Here is an 11,975-nt window from a genome sequence, read left to right as displayed (position 1 = left end):
AGAATCAGGTCCATGGAAAGCAGTAGCAGCGCGCGCCGCCAGGCCACCCGGCAGAGGCTCTACGAAGCAGCCGTCACCCTCATCGCCGAGAAGGGCTTCTCGGCGACCACGGTGGACGAGATCGCCGACCGGGCCGGGGTCGCCAAGGGCACGGTCTACTACAACTTCAAGAGCAAGACCGAGCTTTTCGAGGAGCTGCTGCGCCACGGCGTCGGCCTGCTCACCTCCTCGCTGCGCGCGGCGGCCGAGGAGACCGGCGCCCGCGGCGGCAGCCGGGTCGAGGCGCTGGACGCCATGATCCGGGCCGGTCTGGTCTTCATCGACCGCTACCCGGCCTTCACCCAGCTGTACGTGGCCGAGCTCTGGCGCACCAACCGCGCCTGGCAGTCCACCCTGCTGGTGGTGCGCCGCGAGGCGGTCGCCGTGGTGGAGGGCGTCATCGCGGAGGGCGTGACCAACGGCGAGCTGAGCGAGGAGATCGATGTGCCGCTGACGGCGGCGGCGCTCGTCGGGATGGTGCTGGTGGCGGCGCTCGACTGGCAGGCGTTCCAGCCGGAGCGCTCGATCGACGATGTGCACTCGGCGCTGTCCCTGCTGCTGCGCGGCCGCGTCAGCGGGCACTGAGCACCCCGTACGCACGAAGGCGCCGGTCGCGCGTGGCCCGTCCCCCGAGCCCGCCCGACCGGCGCCTTCCGTGCTGCCGGAGGACCATCCCCCGTGACCCCGTGTCCCCCGTGGTCCCGAAGTCCTCCGCCGCGCACCCCCGTTCGGAAGGGAGCCGCCGCCCCGCCCCGCCGCCCCGTGCCGGCGGTGGCGGGACGGCGCCCCTTCCGTGGCCACCACTCTGCCGTTCCGGCAGGTCACGGCCCATCCGTGCGGCTACTCATCCCGCGCTCTGAGTACGGGTACTCAGAGCCGGGTCTCCGCGCCCTGCCCGGGGGCCAGACCCGCTGGCTACGATCGCCTGCGTGTCGGTACTCCCTCTGGTGTTCACAAGCGGCTGGGCGAGCGGGATCAACGCGTACGCGGTGGTCCTCCTGCTCGGCATATTCGGCGCGACCGGTGTCAGCGACGAGGTGCCCGCCTCGTTGCAGCGCACCGACGTGCTCGTCGTCGTCGCGGTCCTCTTCCTCTTCGAGGCGGTCGCGGACAAGGTCCCCTATGTCGATACCGCGTGGGACGCGGTGCACACGGTCGTCAGGCCGGTGGCGGGCGCGGTGGTCGCGGCGCTGCTGGCCGGCGAGAGCGGTTCGCTCCCGGAGATCGCGGCCGGTGCCATCGGGGGCTCGACCGCCCTGGTGAGCCATCTGGTGAAGGCCGGGACGCGGATGGCGGTCAACACCTCACCCGAGCCGTTCAGCAACATCGCGCTGAGCGCCGTCGAGGACCTGGGGGTCGCGGGGGTCGTCACCTTCGCGATCTTCCATCCGTGGATCGCCGCCACCCTCGCCGGGACGTTCCTCGTCGCGGGCCTCGCGATCGTGATCTTCCTGGCCTCCCGCATCCGCCGGTTCTGGCGCCGCCGGGCGGAGCGCCGTGCGGAGAGGCGCCGGGGGCAGGCCGTCCTCCCCTCGGCCAACCCTCCCTGGGGCTGACGGCCGGTCTTTCGGCGGCGGCCGTTAAGGTCGCCTGCATGGCACGAATTGCGGTGATCGGCGCCGGGATGGGCGCGATGGCGGCGGCGGCCCGGCTGGCCGTGGCAGGGCACCGGGTGACGGTGTACGAGCGCGCGCAGACGTACGGCGGCTCGCTCGGGCAGTACGCGGAGGAGGGCTTCGCGTTCGACACCGGGCCGGGTCTGCTTCATCTCCCCGCGGTCTACCGCGACCTGTTCGTGAAGACCGGCAAGGAGCCGCTGGAGCGGTGCGTCCAGCTGACCCAGGTGGACCCGGCGAGCCGGCACCTCTTCGCGGACGGCACCTCGGTCTCCCTGCCGAACGCCTCGCGCGCCGGGACCGTCGCCGCCCTGGACACCGCGCTCGGCGGTGGCGCCGGCGCGACGTGGGGGGCCTTCCTCGACCGGGCCAGGGACGCCTGGGACCGCTCGCGGCGGCCGCTCCTGGAGGAGCCCCTGCGCCCCGACTGGCAGGTGCTGGGCCGTGACCCGTATCCGGCCGAGGAGCGCCGGCGGCTGCTGCGCCCGGCGCGGCGGGCCGGGACGGTGGCGGAGATCGGCGCGTGGGAGCTGGCGGACCCCCGGCTCGCGGCCCTCCTCGACGGATACGCCCTCGCGTACGGCCTCGACCCCTCGCACGCCCCGGCGGGCGCGGCCCTCCTGCCGTACATGGAGGAGACGTTCGGCACCTGGTACGTGAGCGGCGGCATGCGGGCGCTGGCCCGGGCCGTGTACGAGCGGTGCCTGGCCCGGAAGGTGGAGTTCGTCTTCGGCGCCGAGGTGGCCCGGGTCGTGGAGAAGGACGGCCGCGCTGCGGGCGTGGAGCTGGCGGACGGGACGGTCGCGGAGGCCGCCCATGTGGTGCTCGGGGCCCGGCCGTGGCCCGGCCTGGTGCCGGGTCAGGAGCTGTGGGCGGACGGGGATGTGACGGTGCGTGCGGACGGGGCGGGGGCAGGCCGCTTCGTGGTGATGCTGTCGCTGCGCGGCGGGCGGCCCGCGGACGCCGTGCACCGGACCGTGGTGCACCCGGCGGACGGGGCGGCCGAGCGCGAGGCGGTGTTCGGCGGCCGGATCGCCGCGCACCCGACGGTGACCGTGCTGCGCCCCGACGACCCCTCGACCCGCCCCGACGCGGAGCACGAGGCGGTGACGCTGGTGGCGACCGTGGCCCCGCACGGCCCGGTGGACTGGACGGACGAGGGCCTGCGGGCCCGGTTCGCCGAGACGCTGACCGAGGCGGCGGGCACGGCGGTGCCGGGGCTGCGGGAGCGGGTGCTGCGGACCCGGGTGCGGACGCCCGCCGAGACCGCCGCGGACACGGGCGCCGAGGGCGGTGCGGTGCCGCCGCCGGCGCTGGGCGGTGCCGGGGGCGCGTTCCTGCACCCGGCCAACCGGACCCGGCTGCCGGGCCTGTTGCTGGCCGGCGGCTGGTCGCATCCGGGCGGCGGACTCGCGCACGCGGGCATGTCCGGGGCGCTGGTCGCGGGGACCGTGGTGGAGGGGGACGGCTTCCGCGGCTCCCAGTGAGCCCGGGGGCGCCTCAGTAGCGGTACTGCTCGTCGTAGCCGGTGTCGTAGCCGTTCGGGTACGGGGCCGGCTGGGCGGCCTGCTGCGGGTGCTGGTCGCCCTCGCGCTGCTGCGGCACCCAGACACCGCCCGGCGGGGTCTCCGAGCCGTAGCCGTCGCCCTGCGCGTACGGGTCGGCGTACTGCTGGCCGCCGTAGCCGTCGTAGTTCCCGTAGCCCTCGTACGTGCCGTACTGCGGGGTGCTCGCCGTGGTGCCGATGTACGGGTCGGAGTAGGCGGCGTAGCTCTGCTGATCGGTGCCGTAGTCGTACTGCCCGGCCCCGGCATAGGTGTCCTGGGCCTGGGGCTGCTGGACCGGATAGCCGTAGGGGTCGTATGCCTCGTGGCTCTGCGCGGTCTGCGGCTCGTGGGCCGGGCGGGGCGGTGCAGGGTCGGTGTAGACGCCGTACTGGCCGGTGTCCTCGTCCATCGGTTCGGTCGCGTAGACGGCGGCGGGGGCAGGGGCGGACGGCGGGGCGGCCGGGGCCTCGGGGGCGCCGCCCTCGTACTCCACCTCCAGGTCCGAGACCTCCAGGGTGGGCTTGCGTCCGGCGGCGCCGCGCCGACGGCGGCTCTCACCGGGCTTGCCCCCGATCGCCCAGCCGGTGGAGAAGCCCTTGCGGAACGAGAGCGTGACGTAGGTCTGGCCGGTGGCGAAGGCGACCGCGCCGAGGGCGATGACGGGCACGGACGGCAGCAGGACGCCGATCACCACGCCGAGGAAGCCGGTGAAGGCGAGGAGGCGCCAGCGCAGCCGCGCCTTGTACTGCAGCAGCACCTCGCCGAGCAGCCACAGCGCGACGACACCGAACGCGATGTAGAGGACCGTCCAGCCCATGCCCGCCCCCTTCTACGGCCACCGCCCCGGATGGTGGCGGGTACGGCCGGTCACGACTGCTTGTGCAGTCCGAGATTCTCGTAGATCTCGAGCGTCGCAGTCGAGTTGTTCAGCGTGATGAAGTGCAGTCCGGGCACGCCCTCGGAGAGCAGCTTCGCGCTGAACCGCGTTGCGAAGTCGATGCCAATGGAGCGTACAGCGGCGGGGTCGTCCTTGGCGGCGAGGATGCGCTCTTTCAGGTCGTCGGGCAGCTTCGCGTCGCTGAGCTGGGAGAACCGCTCCAGTTGCCGGACGTTGGTGACCGGCATGACCTCGGGGATGATCGGGGTGTCGCAACCTGCCGCGACCACCCGGTCACGCATCCGGAGATATGCCTCGGGGTCGAAGAACATCTGGGTGATCGCGTAGTCGGCGCCCGCGCGGCACTTGTCCACGAAGTGCCGGATGTCGGTGTCCCAGTCCTCGGAGCGCGGGTGCCGCTCGGGGAACGCCGCGACGCCCACGCAGAAGTCACCGGCCTCCTTGATCAGCCGGACCAGGTCCGCCGCGTACTTCACGCCCTGCGGGTGCTCGACCCAGGGGCCCATCGGGTCGCCCGGCGGGTCGCCGCGCAGGGCGAGGATGTTCCGGATGCCGACGTCCGCGAACTGGCCGACCATGTTGCGCAGTTCGGCGACCGAGTGGTCGACGGCCGTGAGGTGCGCGACCGGGGTGAGCGTGGACTCGGCGGCGATGTCCTGGGTGGCCTTCACCGTGCCGGAGCGGGTGGATCCGCCGGCTCCGTACGTCACCGAGACGAAGCTCGGCGCGACGGCCTCGACCCGGCGCAGCGCGTTCCACAGGTTGCGCTCGCCCTTCTCGGTCTTGGGCGCCCAGAACTCGAACGAGTACGAGGTCGCGCCGGTCGCGAGCATCTCACGCACGGTGCGCGCGTGATCTGTCCTGGTGGAAGGTGTGCCAAGGGCCATACGGGCAGGTTAACCAGGGCGGGGCGGGCCCCCAACCGAACCGGAGACATTTGCCGGAATTGACTGATTCTTGTCCATCCTTCGGACAGATGCGTCCCAGACCGGTCCCGCGCGGCCGCTCCTGGCGCACCCGCCCCCGTCAGGCCCCGGCGCGCTCGCGGACCCGTCGTGCCAGCTCAGCGGCGGCGGCACCCGGGTCGGACGCCTCCGTAACGGCCCGTACGACCACGACCCGCCGGGCCCCGGCGTCCAGCACCTGGTCGAGGTTGTCCGCGTCGATGCCCCCGATGGCGAACCAGGGGCGGGCCGGGGCGAGCGAGGCGGCGTAGCGGACGAGGTCCAGGCCGGGCGCGTGGCGGCCGGGCTTGGTGGGGGTGGGCCAGCAGGGGCCGGTGCAGAAGTAGTCCACGCCGGGCTCGGTGACGGCGGCGTCGACCTCGGCCTCGGCGTGCGTGGAGCGGCCGATGACCGGCTCGGCGCCGATGATCGCGCGGGCCGCCGGCACCGGCAGGTCGCCCTGGCCCAGGTGCAGCACGTCGGAGCCGATGGCGTGGGCCACGTCCGCCCGGTCGTTGACGGCGAGGAGCTTGCCGTGCCGCTTGCAGGCGTCCGCGAAGACGGCGAGGTGGTCCAGCTCCTCACCGGCCTCCATGCCCTTGTCGCGGAGCTGGACGATGTCCACCCCGCCGGCGAGGACCGCGTCGAGGAAGTCGGGCAGGTCTCCCTGGCGCCTGCGGGCGTCCGTGCACAGGTAGAGCCGGGCGTCGGACAGCTGGGCGCGAGGCGTGGACATGGCGGTTCCCCCGGGACGGTGACGGTGGATCGGTGGTGCGGCGTGGGGAAGCGGGCCGCCCGCTCGCGCGGTGCGGCCCGCTTACCCGGGCGGTTCAGACGGCGAGCGCCTGGGCGCGGCGCTTCACCTCCGTGCCGCGATTCTCACTCAATGCCTGCGCGGGGGTGCCGGGCAGGGTCGGGTCGGGGGTGAAGAGCCATTCGAGCATCTCCTCGTCGGAGAAGCCGTCGTCCTTCAGGAGCGTCAGGGTCCCGGAGAGGCCCTTGACCACCTTGTTGCCGTCGATGAAGGCGGCGGGCACCTGAAGTGCCCGGTTCTCCCCACGGCGTACGGCGATGAGCTGGCCCTCCTTGACCAGCTGCCGCACACGCGTCACCTCGACATCGAGCATTTCCGCGATGTCGGGCAGGTGGAGCCAGGCAGGGACGAGAGCATCGATCTTTGCGTCAATCTCGGTCACGGGACAAGCCTGCCATCCCGGACTGACAGCCGAAACCCGGACTCCGCCCTTCAGGGCCCGGGCCTTCCGCGACACCCTCTACGGCAGGACCGCCGACTTCAGCGGCACGGCGGGGTCCCCGGCCCGGTCCGCGTCGAGCCGGCTCCCCGCCTCGATGAGCCGGCGCCCCTGGGCCAGGTCGCGCGGGCGGCTCACCGCGAGCACCGCGACCAGGACGCCTGCGCGCAGCCAGCACACCGACCAGCCGGGATCGGCCGGGTCGCCGCGCCACAGCAGGGTGTCGGCGTCCGCGTGGTGTCCGGCGTACTGCACGAACCGGCCGAACTGCTCGGACCAGAAGTAGGGCACGGGGTCGTACGGCGGGATGTCGGCGCCCTCCGCCGCGATGTGGGCGGCGGCGGTCCTGGGCCCCTGGAGCGCGTTGTCCCAGTGGTGCACGACCAGGCGGGTGCGGTAGCGGGCCGAGGGGAAGGAGGCGCAGTCGCCGACCGCGTACACATCGGGCAGCGAGGTGCGCAGCGCCGCGTCGGCGGTCACCGAGCCCTCGGGCCCGAGCGCGATGCCGGAGCCGGCGAGCCAGCCGGTGGCGGGGTGGGCGCCGATGCCGACGACGACCGCGCCCGCCGGCAGGGTGCGCCCGTCGGCGAGGACCACCGTGCCGGGTTCGACGCGGGCGACCCGGGTGCCGGTGAGGAGCCGGGCGCCGCTCTCCTCGTACCAGGCGGCCATCGGGGCGGCGACCTCGGCGGGCAGGGCGCCGGCCAGCGGGCGGTCGGCGGCCTCCACGACGGTGACCTCGCAGTCGGCGGCGCGGGCGGCGGTGGCGAACTCGGCGCCGATCCAGCCGGCGCCGACGACCACGACGGGGTGCCCGGCCTCCAGGACGGGGCGCAGCCGGGCCGCGTCGTCGAGGGTGCGCAGCAGGTGGACGCCGGGAACGCCTTCGGAGCCGGGCAGGGCGACGGGTTCGGCGCCGGTGGCGAGGACCAGGACGTCGTAGCGGACCGGGCCGTCGGAGGTGTCGAGTTCGTGGGCGCCGGCGCGGACGCCGGTGACCTCGCAGCCCAGGCGCAGGGTGATGTCCAGCCCCTCGAAGTCGATGTCGAAGGCGGACTCCTCGGCCTTGCCCAGCAGCACCGCCTTGGACAGCGGGGGCCGGTCGTAGGGCTGGTGGGGTTCGGCGCCGATCAGCGTGACGGGGCCGGTGAAGCCCTGTTCCCGCAGGGCAACGGCGGTCTGCACACCCGCCATGCCCGCGCCCGCGACGACGACCCGGCGTTCCGTCCGCTCTGCCCGCTGCTGCTCGCTCACCTGTCCACCTTACGTAGCTGACGAGCCATCAGGAAAGGGCGCCCCCTCCCCCGGCCCTCCCTACCCGGTCCGCCGGACGGGGTTTAGGGTGGCCACCGTAAGACACGCGGGAGCCCGGGCGCACCGGGCTGAGAGGGAGGCTGGGCGGCCTCCGACCGTACGAACCTGATCCGGGTCATGCCGGCGAAGGGAGGGGCTGGACACCCATGCGCACCCATCCCACCGAAGGGTCCGACGTCCTCGTCATCGGGGGCGGCATCATCGGTCTGGTGACCGCCTGGCGGGCCGCGCGGCGCGGCCTGGCCGTCGCGCTCGCCGACCCCGAGCCGGGCGGCGGAGCGGCCCGGGTCGCGGCCGGGATGCTGGCCGCCGTCACCGAGCTGCACTACGGCGAGGAGACGCTGCTCGGGCTCAACCTCGCCTCCGCCCGGCGCTATCCGGCGTTCACGGCCGAGCTGGAGGAGGCGAGCGGGCAGGACATCGGCTTCCGCGCCTGCGGCACCCTGGCCGTCGCGCTCGACGCCGACGACCGCGCCCATCTGCGCGAGCTCCACGAGCTGCAACGCCGCTCGGGCCTGGAGTCGGAGTGGCTGACCGGGCGCGAGTGCCGCCGCCTGGAACCGATGCTCGCCCCGGGCGTGCGCGGCGGCCTGCGGGTGGACGGCGACCACCAGGTCGACCCGCGCCGCCTCGCCGCCGCGCTGCTCACCGCCTGCGAACGGGCCGGAGTGGTCTTCCACCGCCGCCGGGCCGACCGCCTCTCCGTGGTCGCGGACCGGGCCGTGGGTGCCGTGCTCGACGACGGTACGGAGGTGGCCGCCGACCAGGTGGTACTCGCCGCGGGCAGTCTCAGCGGCCGGCTCGCCGGGGTCCCCGCCCACGTCCTGCCGCCGGTGCGCCCGGTCAAGGGCCAGGTGCTGCGCCTCACCGTGCCCCCGGCGTACGCCCCCTTCCTCTCGCGCACCGTGCGCGCGGTGGTCCGGGGCAGCCACGTCTATCTCGTACCGCGCGAGAACGGTGAGCTGGTCATCGGCGCCACCACCGAGGAGATGGGCTGGGACACCACCGTCACGGCGGGCGGGGTCTACGAGCTGCTGCGCGACGCCCACGAGCTGGTGCCCGGCATCACCGAGCTGCCGCTCACCGAGACCCGCGCCGGGCTGCGCCCCGCCTCCCCCGACAACGCCCCGCTGCTCGGCCGCACCGCGCTGCCCGGCCTCCACCTCGCCACCGGCCACGGCCGCAACGGTGTGCTGCTCACCCCCGTCACCGGGGACGCCATGGCGTCGCTGCTGGCCGACGGCGAGCTGCCCGAGGCGGCCCGCCCCTTCTCCCCCGGCCGGTTCGCCCCGGTCCCCGCACCCCAGGAGCAGCCCGCATGACCGACCCCACCCCGCTCACCGTGTCCGTGAACGGCGCCCCGGCCACCGTCGCGCCGGGCACCACCCTGGACGCCCTCGTCGCGACGCTGACCGACGCGACGGCGGGGGTGGCCGCCGCACTCAACGAGACCGTGGTGCCGCGCGGCCAGTGGCCCGCCGCCGCGCTCGCCGACGGCGACCGGGTCGAGGTCCTGACCGCGGTCCAGGGAGGCTGACGATGTCCGACGACCTGTTCACCCTCGGCGGCACCGACTTCACCTCGCGGCTGATCATGGGCACCGGCGGGGCGCCCAGCCTGGACGTGCTGGAGCGGTCGCTGATCGCGTCCGGCACCGAGCTGACCACGGTCGCGATGCGCCGCCTCGACCCGACCGTGCAGGGTTCGGTGCTCTCCGTGCTGCGGAAGCTGTCCATCCGGGTGCTGCCGAACACCGCCGGCTGCTACACCGCCGGGGAGGCCGTGCTCACCGCCCGGCTGGCCCGGGAGGCGCTGGGCACGGACTGGGTGAAGCTGGAGGTGGTGGCGGACGAGCGGACGCTGCTGCCCGACCCGGTCGAGCTGCTGGACGCCGCCGAGATCCTGGTGGACGACGGCTTCACGGTGCTGCCGTACACCAACGACGACCCGGTCCTGGCGCGGAAGCTGGAGGACGTGGGGTGCGCGGCGGTCATGCCGCTCGGCTCCCCCATCGGCTCGGGCCTGGGCATCCGCAACCCGCACAACTTCCAGCTGATCACCGAGCAGGCCGGGGTTCCGGTGATCCTGGACGCCGGAGCCGGGACCGCGTCGGACGCGGCGCTCGCGATGGAGCTGGGCTGCTCGGCTGTGATGCTCGCCTCAGCGGTGACCCGGGCCCAGGAGCCGGAGCTGATGGCCGCCGCGATGCGGCACGCGGTGGAGGGCGGGCGGCTCGCGCACCGGGCCGGGCGCATCCCGCGCCGCCACTTCGCGGAGGCGTCCTCGCCTACGGCCGGGCGGGCGGTGCTCGATCCGGAGCGGCCGGCTTTCTGACACGCGCCTGTCACGGCTCGGCTTCAGTACTGCGCCGGGTTCGCTCCGCCGCGGCGGGCCTGTCCGCGGCGGCTCGTAGACTCGCATGGTGGATACGACCCTCCAGGACCCCCTCGTCGGGCAGCTGCTCGACGGCCGCTACCGCGTCGATGCCCGCATCGCCGTGGGCGGCATGGCCACGGTCTACCGGGCCATGGACATGCGGCTCGACCGGGTGCTCGCGCTCAAGGTGATGCACCCGGCGCTGGCGACCGACGCCTCGTTCGTCGAGCGCTTCATCCGCGAGGCCAAGTCGGTGGCGCACCTCGCCCACCCCAACGTGGTCGGGGTCTTCGACCAGGGCGCCCAGGGTCAGTACGTCTACCTGGCCATGGAGTACGTCGCCGGGTGCACGCTGCGCGATGTGCTGAGCGAGCGCGGGGCGCTCCGGCCGCGGGCCGCGCTGGACATCCTGGAATCGGTCCTCGCCGCCCTCGGCGCGGCGCACCGCGCGGGCTTCGTGCACCGCGACATGAAGCCGGAGAACGTGCTGATCGGGGACGACGGCCGGGTCAAGGTCGCCGACTTCGGCCTGGTCCGGTCCGTGGACGCGGTGACGAACACCACCGGGACGATCCTCGGCACCGTCTCGTACCTGGCCCCGGAGCAGATCGAGCACGGCACGGCGGACACCCGCGCCGACGTGTACGCCTGCGGGGTCGTGCTGTACGAGATGCTGACCGGCGCCAAGCCGCGTGACGGGGAGTCCCCCGCCCAGGTCATCTACCAGCATCTGCACGAGGACGTGCCGGCCCCGTCCGCCGCCGTCCCCGGTCTGGCGCCCGAGCTGGACGCGCTGGTGGGGGGCGCGACCGCCCGGGACCCGGAGGCCCGCCCGTTCGACGCGGTGGCGCTGCTCGCCGTGGCCCGCCGGGCGCGCGCCGCCCTCACGGACGCGCAGCTCGACGCCGTACCGCCGCAGGCCCGGCCGGAGCCCGGCCCGGACGGCGGGACGGAGGGGTCCGACGCGCGGACGACGGTGATCCCCCGGGTGCTGCCGAGGGACCTGGGCACCGCCCACCACACCAGCCGGCTGGAGATGCCCCCGCCCGCGCCCCCGCGGCGCCCGCTGCCGCCGCGCCGGAGGGGGCCGTTCGCCGGCCCCCGGCGCGGGCTGATCGCGGCGGTCCTGGCGGTGCTCGTCGTCCTGGGCGTCGGCGGCGGCGTCTGGTACATCAACTCCGGGCAGTTCACGAAGGTCCCCTCGCTGCTGGGCCAGACCGAGAAGGCGGCCGAGAAGCGGCTCTCCGACGCGGGCCTGGAGCTGAAGGGCGTGAAGCGGGCCTTCAGCGACACCGTCGACCGGGGCAAGGTGATCAGCAGCGATCCCCGGTCCGGCGCGCGGATCAGGGGCAACGGCTCGGTCTCGCTCGTCGTCTCGCGCGGCCCCGAGATCGTCCGGGTGCCCGATGTCGCGGGCGACCGGCTCGCCGAAGCCAAGCAGCGGCTGACCAAGGCGGGCCTGCGCCCGGGCATGGTCACCAAGGAGTTCGACGACGACGTGGCGGCCGGCGAGGTGGTGCGTACGGACCCCGGGGCGGGCACCGAGCGCCACCCGGACTCGGCGGTCGCGATCGTCGTCTCCAAGGGCAGCCCCGTCGACGTCCCGGACGTCACCGGGCTCTCCGTCGACGACGCCACCGACACGCTGGCCGACGAGGGCCTGAAGGTGAAGGTGAAGCCCGGCCGGGTGCACTCGCCGGAGGACGAGGGCGATGTCGCCGCCCAGTCACCGAAGGAGGGCGCCGAGGCCGCCGAGGGCGACACCGTGACGCTGACGGTCTCCGCCGGGCCGCGCATGATCGACGTGCCGGACGTGGTCGGCAAGAACGTGGACGACGCCCGGGACGAGCTGGAGGCGGCGGGCTTCGAGGTCGACGTCGACCACGGGTTCCTCTCCTTCAGCGACAAGGTCGCAGGCCAGTCCGTGGACGGCGGCGACCGGGCCCCCGAGGGCAGCACCATCACCATCAAGACCAAGGGACTGTAGA

General features: G+C 74.3%; 12 protein-coding genes and 1 riboswitch. Of the genes, 7 read left to right on the top strand and 5 right to left on the bottom strand.

Annotated elements, in window-relative coordinates; all coding sequences use genetic code 11:
• Positions 1-12: 12 nt before the first annotated feature.
• From NEH16_RS23630 to NEH16_RS23620, 3 genes are all read left to right on the top strand, one after another.
• Positions 13-624, top strand: a complete 612-nt coding sequence (locus NEH16_RS23630) for a TetR/AcrR family transcriptional regulator (RefSeq protein ID WP_073968177.1) — start codon at positions 13-15, stop codon at positions 622-624.
• Positions 625-968: 344 nt separating this feature from the next.
• Positions 969-1,595 carry a DUF4126 domain-containing protein gene (locus tag NEH16_RS23625; RefSeq protein WP_265544808.1) on the top strand — a complete coding sequence of 209 codons (627 nt, stop codon included), beginning with the start codon at positions 969-971 and terminating at the stop codon, positions 1,593-1,595.
• A 38-nt stretch (positions 1,596-1,633) separates the two neighbouring features.
• Positions 1,634-3,142, top strand: a complete 1,509-nt coding sequence (locus NEH16_RS23620; protein WP_265544806.1) for a phytoene desaturase family protein — start codon at positions 1,634-1,636, stop codon at positions 3,140-3,142.
• Positions 3,143-3,155: 13 nt separating this feature from the next.
• Here the strand turns inward: NEH16_RS23620 and NEH16_RS23615 are convergent, their stop codons facing one another.
• The 5 genes from NEH16_RS23615 to NEH16_RS23595 all read right to left on the bottom strand — a co-directional run bounded on the left by NEH16_RS23615 (position 3,156) and on the right by NEH16_RS23595 (position 7,551).
• The gene (locus NEH16_RS23615) at positions 3,156-4,019 is read right to left on the bottom strand and encodes a hypothetical protein (protein WP_265544804.1); all 864 of its coding nucleotides are present in this window, start codon (positions 4,017-4,019) and stop codon (positions 3,156-3,158) included.
• Positions 4,020-4,069: 50 nt separating this feature from the next.
• Positions 4,070-4,987: a methylenetetrahydrofolate reductase [NAD(P)H] gene (metF, locus tag NEH16_RS23610; RefSeq protein WP_073968173.1), complete on the bottom strand. Its 918-nt coding sequence runs from the start codon at positions 4,985-4,987 to the stop codon at positions 4,070-4,072.
• A gap of 139 nt (positions 4,988-5,126) precedes the next feature.
• Entirely contained in the window at positions 5,127-5,780 is a 654-nt protein-coding gene (gene thiE / locus NEH16_RS23605; RefSeq protein ID WP_265544802.1) for a thiamine phosphate synthase, read from the bottom strand.
• Between the two features lie 94 nt (positions 5,781-5,874).
• A complete protein-coding gene (locus NEH16_RS23600; protein WP_073968171.1) occupies positions 5,875-6,240 on the bottom strand; it encodes an Rv2175c family DNA-binding protein in 366 nt (121 codons plus the stop codon).
• Positions 6,241-6,318: 78 nt separating this feature from the next.
• A complete protein-coding gene (locus tag NEH16_RS23595; protein ID WP_265544799.1) occupies positions 6,319-7,551 on the bottom strand; it encodes an NAD(P)/FAD-dependent oxidoreductase in 1,233 nt (410 codons plus the stop codon).
• 96 nt (positions 7,552-7,647) lie between these two features.
• A riboswitch (TPP riboswitch) is annotated at positions 7,648-7,760 on the top strand.
• Between NEH16_RS23595 and thiO the strand changes: the two genes are divergently transcribed.
• From thiO to pknB, 4 genes are all read left to right on the top strand, one after another.
• A complete protein-coding gene (gene thiO, locus NEH16_RS23590) occupies positions 7,758-8,933 on the top strand; it encodes a glycine oxidase ThiO (RefSeq protein WP_265544797.1) in 1,176 nt (391 codons plus the stop codon). Its footprint overlaps the riboswitch before it by 3 nt.
• The gene (thiS, locus tag NEH16_RS23585) at positions 8,930-9,148 is read left to right on the top strand and encodes a sulfur carrier protein ThiS (RefSeq protein WP_265544796.1); all 219 of its coding nucleotides are present in this window, start codon (positions 8,930-8,932) and stop codon (positions 9,146-9,148) included. Before thiO ends, thiS begins: the two co-directional genes overlap by 4 nt.
• 2 nt (positions 9,149-9,150) lie before the next feature.
• Complete coding sequence (locus NEH16_RS23580) at positions 9,151-9,945, top strand: thiazole synthase (RefSeq protein WP_265544794.1); 795 nt, start codon at positions 9,151-9,153, stop codon at positions 9,943-9,945.
• Between the two features lie 88 nt (positions 9,946-10,033).
• Positions 10,034-11,974, top strand: a complete 1,941-nt coding sequence (gene pknB / locus NEH16_RS23575) for a Stk1 family PASTA domain-containing Ser/Thr kinase (protein WP_265547351.1) — start codon at positions 10,034-10,036, stop codon at positions 11,972-11,974.
• The last annotated feature ends 1 nt before the right edge of the window (position 11,975 follow it).

This window comes from Streptomyces drozdowiczii, from assembly GCF_026167665.1.
Taxonomy (GTDB): Bacteria; Actinomycetota; Actinomycetes; order Streptomycetales; family Streptomycetaceae; genus Streptomyces; species Streptomyces drozdowiczii_A.
Note: the sequence above shows the minus strand (reverse complement) of the source record. Positions and strands in the feature narration are given on the sequence as shown.

Coding starts and splice junctions, on each gene's coding strand:
- NEH16_RS23630 (WP_073968177.1), top strand. CDS start 13: ATGGAAAGCAGTAGCAGCGCGCGCCGCCAGGCCACCCGGCAGAGGCTC.
- NEH16_RS23620 (WP_265544806.1), top strand. CDS start 1,634: ATGGCACGAATTGCGGTGATCGGCGCCGGGATGGGCGCGATGGCGGCG.
- NEH16_RS23615 (WP_265544804.1), bottom strand. CDS start 4,019: ATGGGCTGGACGGTCCTCTACATCGCGTTCGGTGTCGTCGCGCTGTGG.
- metF (WP_073968173.1), bottom strand. CDS start 4,987: ATGGCCCTTGGCACACCTTCCACCAGGACAGATCACGCGCGCACCGTG.
- thiE (WP_265544802.1), bottom strand. CDS start 5,780: ATGTCCACGCCTCGCGCCCAGCTGTCCGACGCCCGGCTCTACCTGTGC.
- thiO (WP_265544797.1), top strand. CDS start 7,758: ATGCGCACCCATCCCACCGAAGGGTCCGACGTCCTCGTCATCGGGGGC.
- thiS (WP_265544796.1), top strand. CDS start 8,930: ATGACCGACCCCACCCCGCTCACCGTGTCCGTGAACGGCGCCCCGGCC.
- NEH16_RS23580 (WP_265544794.1), top strand. CDS start 9,151: ATGTCCGACGACCTGTTCACCCTCGGCGGCACCGACTTCACCTCGCGG.